A 17,527-nucleotide genomic window follows, 5' to 3' on the forward strand; every position below is an offset into this window, starting at 1 on the left:
GGTCTTTCCCCTTAGCCCTGCGCCGATTTGCGATCAAAGTGAACCCTAAACCGGGTCAAGAACCCGCCGATCAAAACGCACAGCAACGCCATGGCAACGATCAGATCGGCGAGATAGCTTGAAACGCCAATTGCACGGCTCATGGAATCTGCACCGACAAAGACCGATGCAACAAACAACGCCGATGCAATTACGCCGATGGGTGACAGACGGGCAAGCATAGCGACCACAATTCCGGCATAGCCATATCCGGGCGACAGGTCAGTTGCGAGGTAACCACGCGTGCCAGCCACTTCCGATACCCCGGCAAGACCGGCCAAACCACCCGACAGGGCGGCAACAAGGATCATGGTTTTGGTCACCGAAATGCCGGAAAATTTGGCAGCTGCGGCATTTTCCCCCACTGCACGAATTTCAAAGCCCCATACCGTGCGTTTGACGAAAATCGCCAGCGCAATGGCCGAAACAAGTGCGATGAGAAGCCCGATATGTACCCGCATGCGTTCCAGAAGGGCCGGGAATGCTGCACTATCAATGATCGGTTCAGACTGCGGCCAGCCCATCGACATCGGGTCTTTAAGCGCCCCTTCGAGCATCATCTGGACGAACAGCAACACGATGAAATTCAAAAGCAGGGTGGTGACCACTTCATCGACGCCAAGGCGGGTTTTCAAAAGCGTCGGGCCAATCAGCATCAGCGCACCTGCAATCATGCCTGCGATGATCACAACCGGGATCATCACCCAGCTTGGCCCATCAATCACACCCGAACCAACGGCAACGGCGGCCATGGCCCCCATGTAGAGCTGGCCTTCAGCACCGATATTCCAAAGCTTGGCCCGGAATGCGATGGCGGCCGCAAGCCCAGTCAGGATCAGGGGCGTTGCGCGGGTCAGCATTTCCGAGGTCGAGAACACGGAGCCAAAGGCACCGCTGATCATAAGGCCATAGGCCTCAATGATCGGCGCACCGGCAAGGGCAAGCGGAATGGCGGCCAGAAGAATGGCAATCGTCGCGGCCAGAACCGGGACGCCATAAACCAGAAACGGGCCGGGATTGCTGCGGGGTTCAAAGCGGATCATGCCGTTTCTCCCGGATTGGTGGTCGTCGTGGCAGGAGGGGCATCGGGGGCATGCGAGGCGGCTTTTTGTCCGGCCATCATCAGGCCAAGTTCGGACCGATCAATGCTATCGGTTGGCATGGCGGGTGTAATATGCCCGGCATGGATCACCGCGATTTGGTCGGAAATGGTCAGAAGTTCATCAAGGTCTTCGGAAATCAGGATCACTGCGGCCCCGCCCTGGCGGGCTTCCAGCAATCGACGATGGACTTCGGATTGCGCGCCGACGTCAAGGCCGCGTGACGGCTGATTGGCAAGGATCAGCTTGGGCGACTTTTCCAGAACACGCGCCAGGATCAGTTTCTGGATATTGCCGCCGGACAACAGGCGCGCCGGGGCATCCGGGCCCGGGCAGCGCACATCATAATCGGCAATCGCATGTTCCGCACGTTTGCGGATGGCCTCGAAATCAAGGAAACCGAGTTTCTGGTATTCCGCGCTTCGGACATCCTCGATTGCGATGTTTTCAGCCACCGTCATTGATCCGACCATGCCGTCATGATGGCGGTCTTCCGGAATGCGTGCGATGCCGTTCTGCGCGAAGGTGTGGGCGTCGAATTTGGTGACTTTTTCGCCAAATATTTCGACTGTGCCGCGATCGGGTTTATCAAGCCCGGCGATAAGTTGCGCCAGCGCCGCCTGCCCATTGCCCGATACCCCGGCAATGCCAAGAATTTCGCCTTCCCGGGCGGTGACATTCACCCCATGCAGGGACCGGCGGGAATCACCGCGATCAATGGTCACATCGACAAGTGTGATGACGGGCTTTCCGGGCGCGCGCGGTGTACGGCGGCTGGCGGGAACTTCGCGACCGACCATCAGTTCGGCGATGGATTTATGGTTCGCATCGCTGGTTTTCATTTCGCCAACCTTGGCACCGCCGCGCAGGACCGCAATCCGGTGCGAAACAGCAAGAACTTCGGCCAGCTTGTGGGCGATGATGATCACCGCAAGGCCGGTTGCGGCAAGTTTGCGCAGGATGGCAAACAGGCTGTCGGCTTCTTGCGGTGTCAGAACGGCGGTGGGTTCATCAAGAACCAAAAGCCGCGCATTGCGATAAAGCGCCTTGAGGATTTCAACGCGCTGCTTTTCACCGACGGTCAATTTGTGCACTGGCTGATCAAGATCGACATTAAGCCCCGATCCGGCCATCAGTTCACCAAGCTTTGCGCGTGCGCTGCTGCGATCACGACGGAGCCTGAAAATAGGTTCGGTCCCAAGGACAATGTTATCAAGCCCGGTCAGGTTTTCGGCCAATGTGAAATGCTGGTGAACCATGCCGATCCCGGCATCAAGGGCAGCCTGCGGGGCGCCCGGTTCAAGCTGTTCAAGGTTACCATCGCGACCAGCGACCGTAACGGTGCCTTCGTCTGCGACATAGTGACCGAACAGAATATTCATCAAGGTGGTTTTACCCGCACCGTTTTCACCAAGAAGGGCAACGATTTCGCCCTTGTGAACGGTCAGGTCGATGGCGTTATTGGCAACGAGTGGGCCAAATCTTTTGGTGACACCTGCCAGCGACAGCAGCAGGTCTTGCGACGTTTCGGATGATGTGTGCGCAGCAGATGACATTCGGGTAATCCGTTTTGTTTTTATGCGTCACGCTGTGGGGCAGTGGGCGGCTTTGTGGTGGGTATGATGTCGTAAATGACAAAGGGCAGTTCGATTGTTTAACCGAACTGCCCAGTGATTTCAGCGAAATCTTACATTGATGATTTCGGTTCTTCGTCGTTTACGTCAACCGTGAAGGACCCATCAAGGATTTCAGCCTGTTTGACTTCGACTTCTTCAACCGTGCCGTCCGGCAGCAGTGCCGGATCGAGAACGACAGAACCGCCGCCATATTCCATGTAGCTGAACTTGCCGTAATCTTCGGCCTTGAATTCACCGGCTTTGACCGCCTCGATGGCATGGTCAATGGTGGCTTCCATGTGCCACAGGGCCGAACCCAGAATGGTGCCCGGATAATCAGCCGCGGTGTCGATCACGTTGCCAACGGCCAGAATGCCGCGTTCCTTGGCGGCATCGGAAACGCCAAAGCGTTCGGCATACATGATGTCCGCACCGCTATCAATCATGGCAAAGGCTGCTTCTTTGGCCTTGGGCGGGTCATACCAGCTGTTGATGAAGGTCACCATGAATTCGACATCCGGATTGACCGATTTGGCACCTGCCATGAAGGCATGCATCAGACGGTTCACTTCCGGGATGGCAAAACCGCCAACCATGCCGATCTTGTTGGTTTCGGTCGCCTTACCAGCCGCCATGCCGACAAGGTAGCTCGGCTCGTGGATGAAGTTATCAAAGACCGAGAAGTTTTCCCCGTCCGGGGCAAAGCTTGACCCCATCAGGAACGCGGTTTCCGGATAGTCGGCCGCAACCTTGCGCGCAGCACGTTCGACACCGAACACTTCACCAACGATCAGGTCTGAACCGTTTTCGGCATATTCGCGCATGACGCGCTCATAGTCGGTGTTGGCGACGTTTTCGGAAAACTCATAGGAAATATCGCCACGTGCTTCGGCGGCATTAAGCGCCTTGTGAATGCGCGATACCCACTGCTGTTCGACCGGAACGGTGTAGATTGCCGAAACCTTAAGCGGATCGGCGGCCTCGGCCGGTGCACCAAAGCCAAACGATACGACGGCGGCTGCGCCAGCGATGGCCGACAGCATGGCACGACGCGTTAGGCGGAAAGTACCAGACTTCATTTTTGTCCCCCTGCGGATTTATTGCCGTTATGCGAAACTCAACCTTTTGCATAGATTGTGGGCAGATTGTATACGCGATCACAAAAGAGGCAAAGCACCTTCTGTCCAAATGGTCAGTTTTCCACTCTTTGGTGTAAGTATTTGGGAATGCACGGGGTTTGGGGTGAATTAACGCGTGCAAATGGCAGGTTTCTGCGCAGCCAAAAGGTGATCGGTGGATATTCCGGTGCCGATTGGTGCTGTTTCGCGCAGGCCCGATACCCGAGTCCGGGCTGTATCAACCGTATTTGTGACCATGCGGTAGCAGGGGCAAAATCTTCCGGTTTTTCGGGCATAGCGGTTAAGATTGTCTAAACAGGTGACGCACTTTCTAACACAATGCGAATCCTTGAAAAATTTCGGAGTCGGTTAACTCTTTCATTAACTATTTCGGTTGATGCTTTCATCAAGATTTCAAGGGGGAACCTAGAAGGCATCATGACAAAAAAGACATCTTTACCACTTGATCAGGTGATGGTTGGCGATTGCATCGAGCTGATGAACAGCCTGCCGGAAAAATCCGTCGATCTGATTTTTGCCGATCCGCCCTATAACCTTCAGCTTGGTGGCGATCTTCTGCGCCCGAACAATTCCAAGGTCGACGCTGTTGACGATCATTGGGATCAGTTCGACAGCTTCCGTCACTATGACGAGTTCACCCGTGACTGGCTGACGGCGGCGCGCCGCGTGCTTAAGGACACCGGTGCGATCTGGGTGATCGGTTCGTATCACAACATTTATCGTGTTGGTAACATGCTCCAGGATATCGGGTATTGGATCCTCAATGATATCGTCTGGCGCAAAACCAACCCGATGCCGAACTTCCGCGGCAAGCGTTTCTGCAACGCGCACGAGACCCTTTTGTGGTGTTCCAAAAGCGAAGAGCAAAAGGCCATCACCTTTAACTACGAAGCGATGAAGCAGCTCAATGAAGGCCTGCAGATGCGCTCTGACTGGTTGATGCCGATTTGCTCTGGCTCGGAACGTCTTAAGGACGACAAGGGCAAGAAGGTCCATCCGACCCAGAAGCCCGAAGCATTGCTTCAGCGTGTTCTGATGGCGACCACCCGTCAGGGTGATGTGGTGCTTGATCCGTTCTTTGGCACCGGCACCACTGGTGCAGCCGCACGTCGTTTGGGCCGTCACTTCATCGGTCTGGAACGCGAAGAAAGCTATGCCGAGGCCGCGCGCGAACGCATTTCCAAGGTTCAGATGCTGGATGGCGACAGCCTTGAGCTGACCGAGTCGAAGCGTTCCCTGCCGCGTATCCCGTTTGGTGCGGTGATCGAACGTGGCCTGCTTTCGCCGGGCGACAAGATCTATGACAACCGGGGCAATGTTGCCGCCATGGTACGTGCTGATGGCTCGATCAGTCACAAGGACAATGCCGGTTCGATCCATCAGATCGGTGCCCACGTTCAGGGCGCACAGGCTTGTAATGGTTGGACTTATTGGCATTACAAGTGCGATGGCCGACTGGTTTCGATCGACAATCTGCGCAGTCAGCTGCGTAAGGAAATGGGTCAGGTCCCCGCCTGATCCAAGCCGCAAAACTTCGGCTAAATCCTTGATGCCTAAAAGAACCGGCGTGGTTGCAAAACCCGCCGGTTTTGCTTTTGGGCAAAAATCTTGCTATATTCCGATCATCAAACTTATCCGCAAGGATAGATGGAGAAGAATATGCAAGCAGGTGCAGTAGGGGGTGCAGCATACGCACCCAACCCGGTACAAATTCAGCAGGCAGCCGCGCCAATTGCTGAAACGGGTAACAACGACCTGAATTCACCGCCGGCACAGCGGATAGAGCAAGCAGCAGAAACCGAAACGTCGCAGCAGGCAGCCCCGACCCCGACAGAGGGCCGTGGACAGGTGATCGACATTTACGCCTGATCGCGCCGCGCGATGTTCAAAAACAAAAGGCCCGTGGTTTTGACCTCGGGCCTTTTTAATTTCGGTGCTTTCATTCGGCACAGCTATTCAGTTCAGGCTGGCCCGTATTTCAGGGCATGTCGGACGATCTTTTTCATGATGGTCGGCAGGGCAAAATCCGAAAGCCCGTCAATGGTTGTCCAACTACCGTCAAGTGTATCGGCATGATCAGCGGGCAGCGTCGTGGCCAGCACGCTGACATTGAGATGAAAATGCGTGAAGGTATGACCAACCTTACCGTCAAGTTCCGACCAATTGGCGGATACCGGTGCTTCGGACAACATCACATCATCGGGCGCGTCAATCGCGCGCCAGTCACTTCCGGGCACTTCATACAGGCCCCCCAGCAATCCCTTTTCCGGGCGGCGGCGCACCAGGATGCGGCCATCATCTTCGCGTCGGATCCAAAACGCATAACCAACCCGGGTTGGTTTGGGTTCCTTTTTGCGTTTCTTGGGAAGGTCGGGCGCGATGCCTGATTTGCGGCCTTCACAATCGGCTTGCCATGGGCAAATGCCGCACGCGGGATTGCGCGGTGTGCAGACTGTCGCCCCAAGATCCATCAATGCCTGTGCATAATCGCCGGGGCGGTCGGATGGGGTCAGGGCAGCCGACTTTTCCTTGATTTCCGGTTTGACGTCGGGCAACGGCGTTTCCAGCGCAAACAGGCGCGAAATCACCCGTTCGATATTGCCATCCACCGGGCTTGCATGGCGGTTAAAGGCAATGGCGGCAACTGCGCAGGCGGTATAGGGGCCGATACCCGGCAGTTTCAGCAACCCTTCCTCGGTATCGGGGAAAACGCCGTCATATTCCGATGCGACAACCTTGGCGCATTTGTGCAGGTTGCGCGCCCGTGCGTAATATCCCAGCCCCTGCCATGCATGCAAAACATCATCAAGTTCGGCATTGGCAAGATCGGTCACGGTTGGCCAGCGTTTCAGAAATGCAGCAAAATATGGCCCCACCGTTTGCACGGTGGTTTGTTGCAGCATGATTTCGCTTAGCCAGACATGATAGGGATCTGGCGTGTCGCCGGGTTCTGATCGCCAGGGCAGGGTGCGGTGATGGCGGTCGTACCATTCCAGCATGCTTGCTGCGAGGCGTTGGGTATCCTGATGGGTGAAATGCACGTCGATCCCGTGTTATGTTGTTTTGCGGACACAGACTTTTGGTCCGAAGGTATGCAGACCCTACGAAAGAAGCGGGCGTGAGCAAGAAAAAAGATAGTGTTGGTACGAAAAGTGGCTCGGTGATGGATCAGCCATCCAAAACCGTTGCGCCCAAAAAGAAGCAGGGCTTTGTCCCGCTGGGCAGCTCGGAACGTCGGATGGGCCTGCGTAATGTTGCACCCCTTGTTGGCAACCTGACCCGGCCGCTGGTGCGCAAGCGCGGCTTTTTCCAAACGGAAATCATCCTGCATTGGGCCGAGATCGTCGGGCGTGATCTTGAACAATACACAATGCCGCTGAAATACAGCCCGCCGCCCAAGGAAAGCATGGCCGGTGGTACATTGCTGATCAGGGTTGTCGGGCCGGTAGCCCTTGAGCTGCAACACCGCATGCCGCAGATCATCGAACGGGTGAACAGTTATTTTGGCTATCGTGCGATCAACAAGATCACGATGCTTCAGGGCGATATTTCACGGCCCGAACGGACCGTTCATCGCCCGACCGACGTGCCCGAGGCCGACATCAGCCCAACCAGTCAGGCCGACCTCGAAAAGATCGAAGATCCGCACCTTCGCGAAGTTCTGACCCGCCTTGGTCGTCACATCGCCGGTGCAAGCGGCGGTTTGCGCCCCAAAACAGGCAAGAAATAACGCTTTCGCGACCGTAACCGTGGGCATTTGATAACTTGCCCTGCGGTCACGATCTGTTGTCTTGCGCGTCGTCGATAATCGAATCAGTTTCATGAAATGAACGATCACGGAGTTGCCGCAATTGCGCACCACTTTGGCGACTCGTTGGTGGCATAGCCGTTTTCGGGGGTGTGTTGACTCGCGCGCTGCAACAGGCTTGTAATCACAAAACTTTGTTTTAACGGAGGTTTCCTTGCTAAAGGCAGTTAAGTTTCTTGCTTGTGCGTTTTTGATGATGGTTGGGGTCGCAAGCACCCAACAGGCACAGGCAGTTGAATGGAAAGAACATGTGCTGGGCGACGAAAATGCGCCGGTCACGATGATTGAATATGCATCTTTGACCTGCCCGCATTGTGCGTCCTTCCACACCGAGGTTCTGCCTGAGATCAAGGAAAAGCTGATTGATACCGGCAAACTGAAACTGATCTTCCGCGACTATCCGCTTGATGGTGTTGCGCTACGTGCGGCTGCAATCGCACAGTGCGCGGGCGAAGATCGTTATTTCGGTGTGCTTGGCATGCTGTTCAAATCGCAGATGACCTGGGCGCGTTCGCAGGACCCGATTGCCAGCATCAAGGAAGTGGTCCGCTTTGCCGGAATGACCGGTGATGCGGTTGATGCCTGCATGGCCGATCAGGAACTGATTGATGGTATCGTCGGCTCACGCATGCGTGGCGAACAGGAGTTCAACGTTAATTCCACGCCAAGCTTCGTTCTTGATGGCGACACCATTGCCGGTTCGCGTGACGCGGAATTCTTTATCGAAAAAGTCGAAGACCTTATCGACTAAATAAAACAATTCTGCCGGACACCGCATATGTGGTGTCCGGCAACAAGGGACAGGGTCGGACCGGGGGACATGATTGGTCCAGTTTAAATCGCTAAAGCTGACGGGTTTCAAATCCTTCGTCGATTCAACAGATTTATTGGTTGAAGACGGGCTGACCGGTGTTGTCGGCCCGAACGGCTGTGGCAAATCCAATCTTGTCGAAGCATTGCGTTGGGTGATGGGGGAAACATCGGCCAAGCAGATGCGTGGCTCGGACATGTCCGACGTGATTTTTGGCGGCACATCGTCGCGACCGGCGCGCAACGTTGCCGAAGTATCCGTCACCCTTGATAACAGCGAGCGCAAGGCGCCCGCGATGTTCAACGACTTCGACATGCTTGAAGTCACGCGCCGCATTGAACGTGGCGGTGGGTCGAACTATCGCGTGAATGGCAAGGATGTCCGTGCGCGAGATGTGCAATTGCTATTTGCCGATGCCGCAACCGGTGCACGGTCAAATGCCATGGTTTCCCAAGGTAAAATTGGTGCACTGATCGGGGCCAAACCGATCCAGCGTCGCCTGATCCTTGAAGAGGCCGCCGGCATTACCGGTCTGCATTCACGCCGCCACGAGGCGGAATTGCGCCTTAAGAACGCAGAACAGAACATGGAACGTCTTGAAGACGTTCTGTTGCAGCTTGATGGCCAGATCGCATCGCTGCAAAAACAGGCAAGACAGGCCGAACGGTATCGCAAACTTTCCGAAAGTGTCCGCGAGACCGAGGCATTGTTGTTCCACATCCGCTGGTCCGAAGCCCAAAAACGCCAGGAAGATGCACGTGAATTGCTGGTCGCGGGCGAAAGTGCGGTACGTGATCTGACCTCGTCGGTGACCGAGGCGACCACGGTTCAGGCCCATGTGGCCGCAAGCCTGCCCGATCTTCGCAAAAAAGAGGCCGAGGCCGCCGCCGCCCTTCAACGTCTTTTGATCGAGCGCGAAGGTCTTGATAAGGACAAGGCCCAGATCGAAACCCAGATGGGCCAATTGCGTGCCCGTATTCAGCAAATCGATGCCGACCTTGCGCGTGAGGCCGAATTGGCAAGTGATGCGCAAGGCGCGCTTGAAAAGCTCAAGAACGAGCGTGAAGAACTCCGCGAGGCCCAAGGCGGCGAAGATGACGCCCTTGATGAAGCCCGCGAAATGGCATCCGAAAAGGCGCTGCGCGTCGAAGAACTGGAAGCCGATGTTGATCAATTGACCAACAAGGTCGCCGAGGAAGAGGCACGCCTTAAATCGGTGCAGCAGCGCCTCAGCGAACTGAATGCCCGCCGTGCGCGCCTGACCGAACGCCATGACGAGGCCGTCGCCAAGCTTGATGATATCCGAATTGAGGCCGACTTTTCCGAGGCGCTTGAAGAAGCAAGCATGCATCTTGAAGAGTGCGAGGAACTGGTCGAACAGCGCAAAATGGCCGTCGAAGAGGCCGAGATGCGCTTGGCCGAAATGCGTGATCGTGAAGATGGTCTTAAAACCGCCGAAAGTGATGCGCGCGATGCACTGCGTGATGCCGAAAGCCGCAAGGCGCGCCTGACCGCCGAGATCGACGCACTTGAAAGCCTGCTGCGCGGCGGTGACGATGATAAATATCCCGGCGTGATCGAAAACATCACGGTTCAAAGCGGCTTTGAACTTGCCATGGCAGCAGCCCTTGGTGAGGACCTTGATGCCCCGGATGCAACCGATGCCGCAATGCATTGGGCCGCCATTGATCCGGCGACCGATGATCCGGCCCTGCCGGACGGGGTGTCGGCCCTTGCCAAATATGTCGAGGCACCCGCACTTTTGAACCGGCGTCTGTGGCAGATCGGCATTGTTGAAGACGAAGCAACCGGTAACTTCCTTGCCAAAAACCTCAAGGTTGGTCAGCGCCTTGTGTCGCGCGACGGGGCGCTTTGGCGTTGGGATGGCTATCGTATTCTGGCCGGGGCGGAATTGCCCGCTGCGGTCCGTCTGCGCCAGCGTAACCGACTTGATGAATTGCGCTGCGAACTTGAAGAAGCCGATGCGGTTGTCGAAGCTGCAAGCGAGCGGGCCGAAATCGCCAGCGAAAATGTCGAACGCCTTGATGAAGAAATCGAGGCGGCCCGTACGGCCGAACAGGAAGCACACCGCGCGGTGCGCGATGCTGAAACTGCGGCCTCATCCGCACGCGAAGAAATCGCAAATATCAAACGCGATGCCAGCGCGATTGAAAGCCGCCTTCAGAACGCCGAAGAGGCCGAAAAACGCGCCAAGCAGGACCTTGATGAACTGATTGCCGAACAGGAAGAGCTTGCAGCCCTGCCAGAGGAAAGCAGCGAGGGCCTGATGGAAATCAAGGCTGAGTTGATTGAAAAACGCGCCAATCTTGCCGATGCGCGTGCGGACCATATGGAAGCCCGCAGCCAGCTTGAACGCATGCAAAGCACCATGTCAGGCCGCCGCAAGCGCCTTGAATTCGTTGAAAACGAAATTGCCACATGGAACGAACGTGCATCGGGTGCCGGTGAACGTGTTGCCGAATTGCGCGAACGCCAGGAAGAGGCCCGCATGGAGATCGAGGAGCTTGAACTCAAGCCCGAAGAGATCGAAGAACGCCGTGCCATTCTTTCTGACCGGATCGAGCTTTCCGATCAAACCCGCAAAGATGCCGCTGATGAATTGCAGCGCGCCGAAAATGCTCAGCGCGAAGCCGATATCAACCTGCGCGAAGCCGAACAGAAATTGGCCGAAGCCCGTGAAGGTCGTGTGCGCTGTGAAGCGCTGCTTGAGCAGGCCGAACAGCATCGCCGCGATTTGATCGAACGTATCCGCGAACGTGTCAATGCGACGCCGGATCAGTTGGTTGAGCTTGGCAAGATTGACCTGACCAAGGACCTGCCAAGCGAAGGCGACATTGAAGCTCGTCTGCAACGCCAGACCCGCGAACGCGAAAATCTTGGTGCGGTTAACCTGCGTGCCGAGGTCGAACTGGCCGAGATGCAGGAACAGAAAGACACCATGGTGTCTGAACGCGATGATTTGATTGCTGCCATTGAAAAACTGCGCAATGGCATCAATCAGCTCAACCGCGAAGCCCGTGCGCGTTTGAAAGCGGCCTTTGACGAGGTCGACAAGCATTTCCAGCAACTGTTTGTCCGCCTGTTTGGGGGCGGCGGTGCGCACCTGATGCTGACCGATGCGGATGATCCGCTTGAAGCTGGGCTTGAAATCATGGCATCCCCGCCGGGTAAAAAGCTTCAGCATCTGTCGCTTCTGTCAGGTGGGGAACAGGCGCTGACTGCGGTGGCGCTTCTGTTCGCGGTCTTCCTGACCAATCCGGCCCCGATTTGCGTCCTTGACGAGGTTGACGCCCCGCTTGATGACGCCAACGTTGACCGGTTCTGTAAACTGTTGGAGGCCATTGGCCGTCATGCCAATACCCGCTTCCTAGTCATCACCCACCACCGTATGACCATGGCCCGTATGAACCGTCTGTTTGGGGTGACCATGGCCGAGCGCGGTGTTTCGTCCCTGGTCTCGGTCGACCTGCATCAGGCAGAAGTCTATTCCAAGAAAGAACAGACCGAGCTCGACTTCACCAGTTAGTCCGTGCCCTTTATTAAGCAATCCATTAATAAACTGATAGGGCACGCGATGTTACACATCATTGAAACTCAATGATGGTGAAGGCCTGATGTCCCAGAAAGTGCGCGAGCTTTACGAACAGTTTCCCTATCCGTTGCGCGATCCAGGGCAGGAAAAAGACCGCCTGTTAATGCCGCCGATCGATACCCTGTCACGGGTCAATCATTACTGTTTTGGCGGGACAAAGGAATTTGATGCCACCTTCCGCGCACTGGTTGCCGGTGGCGGCACCGGGGATTCGATGATCTGGCTGGCAGAACAATTGCGCGATGTCGGTGGATCGGTGACCTACCTCGAGCCGTCCGCGGCCAGTACCAAGGTCGCCCGTGCCCGGGCCGAGGCACGCGGTCTTTCAAACGTCACCTACGTCAATCAGACCATCTCTGAATTTGCCAAATCCAAGCCCGAGCCGTTTGATTACATCAATTGTGCCGGTGTCTTGCACCATCTTGAAGACCCGGAAGAGGGCCTTCGCGATTTGATGTCGGTGCTTAAGGCCGACGGTGCGATGGGCATCATGGTCTATGGCGAACACGGGCGCCTTGCCGTGACCGAGTGGCGCAAAATGATCGAGCCATTGCTGGAAGGCAAAGACCTGCAGCAACAGTTGGCGATGACGCGGACATTGCTATCGTCGCTGCCCGAAGACAACATGCTGCTTAAGATGGGCGGCGGTCTGGGCTTCATCAAAGGGTTGCTTGAAAACGATCCGGAAATTGTTGATTTGCTGCTTCATCCCGTTGAATGCGCATATGACGTCCACGGGGTGTATGATTTCGCGTCTTCTGCGGGCCTTCATGTTGCGGCCTTTACGGGCTTCTTCGGGTTTGGTGGAACGGGCAAGGCGCATTACAAGATCGACAATCTGGTGCGTGATCCGGCCATTCTGCGCGAACTGGCGGCCAAGCCGCTTCGCGATCAGCAGGCATTTTGCGAAAGGTTCAGTGGCGCGATGCCGCTGCATGCATTCTACCTGACCCGTGAAGACAAGAGCCAAACTGCCGAAATGCTGCCAGATGCCGAACTGGCACCTTACTTCTTCGTCCCGCCCAACAAGACCTTTTTTGATGATCTGGTGGCATTGGCCGGACAACCTGTTCTGATCGAAGACGGCAGTGGCAATGCGGTCGACCTGACCGGTGGGCCGGATCTGGCCCGCTTGCTGGCGGTCTTTGATGGCAAAAAGACGGTTGCAGAACTTGTCGCCATTCTGCGCGATGAAATTCTTGATACCCAGCCGATTGATATGAACTCGATTGCGATCAATACATTGGGGGCTGTGTGGGCGCTGTTTCACAAGTTCGATTGGATGTTGTCATCAAAGCCTGGCGGCTGGCAAAAAACCGACGGTGAACGGACGCTCGGCGTGCGCAAGATCTGATTGGTTTGCGGGGGTAGCGCCCCTGCAAGCCTCATTCGGTGACCGCGGGTGAATCGGGAATGCCGACTTTCTTTAATCCACCGATATTTCATGGTTTTGGGCAAAAACACTCCTGATTTTGGCAAATTGCCGGGGCCCGGTGAAAAACACCGAATTTGTCATCTATGATGCCAAAGGGGATAAAACCGGCAGGAACCAAGGAAAACCGCCGGTTGCAGGCCAGTGGCGCAGATCACTGTCAATTCTTTTGACTGCGACTATTGCCTAACTCTAAAAGTGTTTTCCTTCACATTTAAGGGGTTAAGTGTCTGAAATAATTATTATTATTTCGGTTTTCAAAGGCCCGGGGAGACGGGGTTTTACAGCTTGACAGCCCATGGGGTGCTAAGTATGTTGCCCGCGCATTTCCTTGCGACGTTTGCAGGGCTGCCAAAGCGGGGTTCACGACAATGAGCGATGATAAAGATCGCGCTTCATTAGCAGAGCTTGAGAGCAAACTGGCAGCCGTAGCAGGCAAGCGAGAAGAACTGCACAGCCCGAACCGGGCGACCGGCAAACCATCTCAAGGGATGGCGCTTGGCATGAGGATTTCGGCGGAAATGATCGCTGCGGTTCTTGTCGGCTTGCTGATTGGCTGGGCGCTGGATCGGGTGCTTGATACGACACCTTGGCTGCTTGTTCTGTTTGTTTTTCTTGGAGCAGGTGCCGGAGGTTTGAACGCTTATCGCGTTGCCAAGGGTTTTGACAGTGCTGTCGGACTTGGTCGTGCGATGGGGGAGCGCAAGCAGGGGAACGGGGACAAATCCGAACCCTGATAATATTGAGCGAGGATTACGGTGGCTGGACCGCTAGAGCAGTTTGAAATCAAGCCCTTGGCCGAACTTTCGGTTGCCGGCATTGATATTTCCTTCACCAACTCCGCACTTTGGATGGTGATCGCAGCCGTTCTCGTAACGGGCTTCATGACGCTTTCGATGCGTCGCGGCGCGCTGGTTCCGGGCCGCTGGCAGGGATCTGCCGAGGTGATGTACGAATTCGTCGCCAATATGCTCAAGGACAACGTGGGAAGCGCAGGTCGCAAATATTTCCCGTTCGTCTTTACGCTGTTTATGTTTGTTCTGTTCGGGAACCTGCTTGGCATGATCCCGCACAGCTTTACCTTTACGAGCCACATCGCTGTTACCTTTGCGATGGCTCTGGTGATCTTCCTCGGTGTGACGGTCATCGGCTTCATGCGTCATGGTACGCATTACCTTCGGATGTTCTTCCCTGAAGGTGCGCCGATTGCGACCGCGATCATTCTGATCCCGATCGAAATCATCTCCTATTTCTCTCGTCCGTTCAGCCTGGCGATCCGACTGTTTGCGAACATGACCGTCGGCCACATCATGCTGAAAGTTATCGGTGGGTTCGTTGGCCTGATTGGCATTCTCGGCGTGCTTCCCTTTGCTTTGCTGACGGGGATTACTGTTCTGGAGTTCGGCATTGCTGCGCTTCAGGCTTACGTCTACACAATTCTCACCTGCATCTATCTCCATGATGCAATCCACATGCACTGATGTGTGTGGTTTGGTGTGATCTCTTCTGATTGCCTTTAAGAAATTCGAAAGGGTGAAGTTATGGAACTCGATGCTGCTAAGATGATCGGTGCTGGCCTGGCTGCTATTGGCATGATTGGTGCCGGTATCGGTGTTGGTAACATCTGGTCGAGCCTGATTGCGACTGTTGGCCGTAACCCGGCTGCAAAAGGCGACGTTGAACTGTATGGCTGGATCGGCTTTGCTGTTACCGAAGCTATTGCACTGTTCGCACTCGTCGTTGCGCTGATCGTTCTGTTCGGCTAATCGGCGCCTTTTGCGCGAATACACGGCCCGGCGAGGCACTCCCTCGCCGGCGTCGTTGAATTCGGGAGTAGGCTATGCCGCAGTTTGATATTGCGACGTTCTCGGAACAGATCTTCTGGCTGTTCGTTATTTTCGCCATCTTGTATTTCCTGATGTCGAGAATTGCGCTGCCGAAGGTTGGTGAAGTTCTTGAACGCCGTCAAAAAACCATCGAAGACAACCTTGGCAAGGCTCGGGCGTTGAAAGACGAAACCGATGCCGCCATCGCGAAATACGAGGCTGCTCTGGCAGAAGCTCGTGAAGCCGCTCAGGCTGACATTCGCGAAGCATCGGAAAAGGCTGCTGCAGAGCAAGCCAAGAAAACCGAAGCTATGGTCAAGAAGCTGTCTAAAAAGACATCTGATGCCGAGAAGGCAATTGCGGACGCCAAAGCGGATGCAATGACGGGTGTTGCAGAAGCAGCATCGGAAATTGCCCGTGAAGCAACCGACAAACTTATCGGTGTCAAGGTTCAGGCCAAAACTGCCGACAAGGCTGTTTCGGCAATCGTAGGAGAGTAAGACAATGGCAACCCAAGAGGTTACTTTCCTTACCGATCCATACACCTGGACCACGCTTTCTTTCGTGCTGGTCGTCGGTTTTGGCGGTTTCAAAGCCGTCAAAGGGATCTCTGCCGCACTTGATAAACGTGCACAGAAGATTTCCGACGAACTGGACGAAGCACAGCGTCTTCGCGAAGAAGCCCAGGAGCTTCTGGCCAATTATCAGGCCAAACAGCGTGAAGCGCTTAAGGAAGCTGACGAAATCCGTGCGCATGCCAAGGTGGAAGCCGACCGTATGCTCGAGAACGCCCAGGCAGAACTGAAAGCGGCGCTCAAACGTCGTGAACAGCAAGCTCTGGACCGTATCTCCAACCTCGAAAGCCAGGCTATTGCCGAAGTTCGTGCACATGTTGCCGAAATCGCAGCCAAGGCCACCATGGCCCTTGTCAGTGACAAGGTTTCTGGTGCAAAGGCAGACGAGTTGGTTGATAGCGCGATCGCGGAACTCAAAGGTCGTCTGAACTGATTTTTTCCGGTTTCCGGAAACTGAAAACCCCGCAGCGATGCTGCGGGGTTTTTTATTGTTCGACAGTCCGGCTGAGGATCAGGACAAGTGTTCGCGGCCATGCGGTTCATCAAGGTCCAAGACCGGGCCCAATGGCACCACGCCGGACGGATTGATCGTCGGATGGCTTTCGTAATAGTGGCCCTTGATATGGTCCATAAAGACCGTCTCTTTGATCCCCGGGTGCTGATACAGATCGCGGGTATAGGCCCAAAGATTGGAATATTCATTGAGCTTGCGCAGGTTGCATTTGAAATGACCGTGATAGACCGGATCAAAGCGCAACAAGGTCGTGAACAGGCGCCAGTCGGCTTCGGTAAGCTGGTTGCCAACAAGGTAGCGTTGCTTTGAAAGGCGTTCTTCAAGCCAGTCAAGCGCATCAAACAGCGTGGTGACGGCTTCTTCATAGGCTGATTGCGTGGTGGCAAAGCCGGATTTGTAAACGCCATTATTCACATCGTGATAAACCCGTTCGTTCACTTCATCGATTTCGGTGCGCAAATCTTCGGGATAAAAATCAACCTCCGTTGCGCCAAGATCGTCAAACGCGCTGTTAAGCATGCGGATGATTTCAGCCGACTCATTGCTGACCAGCTTGTTGGTCTTCTTGTCCCAAAGCACCGGCACGGTGACGCGACCGGTGTAATCCGACATCGCATCGGTATAGACCTGATGCATGAAGTCACGGTCTTCGAGATGGTCGGGAAGGCCCGCATCGCGATCAAACTTCCAACCGTTCTCACCCATGTGCCAATGCACGACCGATACACTGATCATGTCTTCCAGTCCCTTAAGCGCACGGAAGATCAGCGTGCGATGTGCCCAGGGACAGGCGTAGGATACATACAGGTGGTAGCGGCCGTTTTCGGCCGGAAATTCGGCATCCTGATCGGCAGAGACCCAGTTGCGAAAAGCTGAATCCTGGCGTTTGAATTTTCCACCGTTGCTTTTGGTGTCATACCATTTGTCGTGCCAGACTCCGTCGACAAGTAATCCCATGTCCGTTTCCCAAATTTTGTTAATCGGTTCTGGCAGGCATTCTGCCGCGGTTAAGCTTCATTGTGCTTATTTGCGCGTTGAAGACAATCCGTTGATG

At 55.2% G+C, this 17,527-nt stretch carries 16 protein-coding genes; 11 read left to right on the forward strand and 5 right to left on the reverse strand.

What is annotated here, in order from left to right; all coding sequences use genetic code 11:
• Positions 1-11: 11 nt before the first annotated feature.
• The 3 genes from WBY09_RS15055 to WBY09_RS15065 form a co-directional block, all read right to left on the reverse strand.
• Positions 12-1,082 carry an ABC transporter permease gene (locus WBY09_RS15055; protein WP_197146632.1) on the reverse strand — a complete coding sequence of 357 codons (1,071 nt, stop codon included), beginning with the start codon at positions 1,080-1,082 and terminating at the stop codon, positions 12-14.
• Positions 1,079-2,695 (reverse strand): ABC transporter ATP-binding protein, encoded by a 1,617-nt coding sequence (locus WBY09_RS15060; RefSeq protein WP_197146633.1) that lies wholly within the window; start codon positions 2,693-2,695, stop codon positions 1,079-1,081. The genes WBY09_RS15055 and WBY09_RS15060 overlap by 4 nt, the downstream gene beginning before the upstream one ends.
• Before the next feature lie 131 nt (positions 2,696-2,826).
• The gene (locus WBY09_RS15065) at positions 2,827-3,834 is read right to left on the reverse strand and encodes a BMP family protein (RefSeq protein WP_197146634.1); all 1,008 of its coding nucleotides are present in this window, start codon (positions 3,832-3,834) and stop codon (positions 2,827-2,829) included.
• Positions 3,835-4,311: 477 nt separating this feature from the next.
• Between WBY09_RS15065 and WBY09_RS15070 the strand changes: the two genes are divergently transcribed.
• Both WBY09_RS15070 and WBY09_RS15075 read left to right on the forward strand, forming a co-directional pair.
• Complete coding sequence (locus tag WBY09_RS15070) at positions 4,312-5,412, forward strand: site-specific DNA-methyltransferase (protein ID WP_063089153.1); 1,101 nt, start codon at positions 4,312-4,314, stop codon at positions 5,410-5,412.
• A 141-nt stretch (positions 5,413-5,553) separates the two neighbouring features.
• Positions 5,554-5,763 carry a hypothetical protein gene (locus WBY09_RS15075; protein ID WP_336233155.1) on the forward strand — a complete coding sequence of 70 codons (210 nt, stop codon included), beginning with the start codon at positions 5,554-5,556 and terminating at the stop codon, positions 5,761-5,763.
• Positions 5,764-5,855: 92 nt separating this feature from the next.
• On the opposite strand, the gene mutY is transcribed toward WBY09_RS15075, so the two are convergent.
• Positions 5,856-6,935: an A/G-specific adenine glycosylase gene (gene mutY, locus WBY09_RS15080; RefSeq protein ID WP_336233157.1), complete on the reverse strand. Its 1,080-nt coding sequence runs from the start codon at positions 6,933-6,935 to the stop codon at positions 5,856-5,858.
• A gap of 77 nt (positions 6,936-7,012) precedes the next feature.
• Between mutY and WBY09_RS15085 the strand changes: the two genes are divergently transcribed.
• The 9 genes from WBY09_RS15085 (at position 7,013) to WBY09_RS15125 (ending at position 16,392) form a co-directional block, all read left to right on the forward strand.
• A complete protein-coding gene (locus tag WBY09_RS15085; protein ID WP_336233158.1) occupies positions 7,013-7,624 on the forward strand; it encodes a DUF721 domain-containing protein in 612 nt (203 codons plus the stop codon).
• Between the two features lie 232 nt (positions 7,625-7,856).
• The gene (locus WBY09_RS15090; protein WP_063089149.1) at positions 7,857-8,453 is read left to right on the forward strand and encodes a DsbA family protein; all 597 of its coding nucleotides are present in this window, start codon (positions 7,857-7,859) and stop codon (positions 8,451-8,453) included.
• A 73-nt stretch (positions 8,454-8,526) separates the two neighbouring features.
• Complete coding sequence (smc, locus tag WBY09_RS15095) at positions 8,527-12,060, forward strand: chromosome segregation protein SMC (protein WP_336233159.1); 3,534 nt, start codon at positions 8,527-8,529, stop codon at positions 12,058-12,060.
• An 88-nt stretch (positions 12,061-12,148) separates the two neighbouring features.
• The gene (locus WBY09_RS15100) at positions 12,149-13,480 is read left to right on the forward strand and encodes a class I SAM-dependent methyltransferase (protein WP_336233160.1); all 1,332 of its coding nucleotides are present in this window, start codon (positions 12,149-12,151) and stop codon (positions 13,478-13,480) included.
• 449 nt (positions 13,481-13,929) lie between these two features.
• Positions 13,930-14,295, forward strand: coding sequence for an AtpZ/AtpI family protein (locus WBY09_RS15105; RefSeq protein WP_040823076.1), 366 nt, complete (start codon positions 13,930-13,932; stop codon positions 14,293-14,295).
• 21 nt (positions 14,296-14,316) lie between these two features.
• The gene (locus WBY09_RS15110) at positions 14,317-15,039 is read left to right on the forward strand and encodes a F0F1 ATP synthase subunit A (protein WP_008889876.1); all 723 of its coding nucleotides are present in this window, start codon (positions 14,317-14,319) and stop codon (positions 15,037-15,039) included.
• Between the two features lie 60 nt (positions 15,040-15,099).
• A complete protein-coding gene (locus WBY09_RS15115; RefSeq protein WP_007089066.1) occupies positions 15,100-15,324 on the forward strand; it encodes an ATP synthase subunit C family protein in 225 nt (74 codons plus the stop codon).
• 74 nt (positions 15,325-15,398) lie between these two features.
• The gene (locus WBY09_RS15120; protein ID WP_008889877.1) at positions 15,399-15,884 is read left to right on the forward strand and encodes a F0F1 ATP synthase subunit B family protein; all 486 of its coding nucleotides are present in this window, start codon (positions 15,399-15,401) and stop codon (positions 15,882-15,884) included.
• Positions 15,885-15,888: 4 nt separating this feature from the next.
• Complete coding sequence (locus WBY09_RS15125) at positions 15,889-16,392, forward strand: F0F1 ATP synthase subunit B family protein (protein WP_064781144.1); 504 nt, start codon at positions 15,889-15,891, stop codon at positions 16,390-16,392.
• 78 nt (positions 16,393-16,470) lie between these two features.
• Here the strand turns inward: WBY09_RS15125 and WBY09_RS15130 are convergent, their stop codons facing one another.
• Entirely contained in the window at positions 16,471-17,430 is a 960-nt protein-coding gene (locus tag WBY09_RS15130) for a glutathione S-transferase family protein (protein WP_336233161.1), read from the reverse strand.
• Positions 17,431-17,527 lie beyond the last annotated feature (97 nt).

Source organism: Thalassospira sp. CH_XMU1458 (assembly GCF_037027205.1).
GTDB classification, from domain to species: Bacteria; Pseudomonadota; Alphaproteobacteria; order Rhodospirillales; family Thalassospiraceae; genus Thalassospira; species Thalassospira tepidiphila.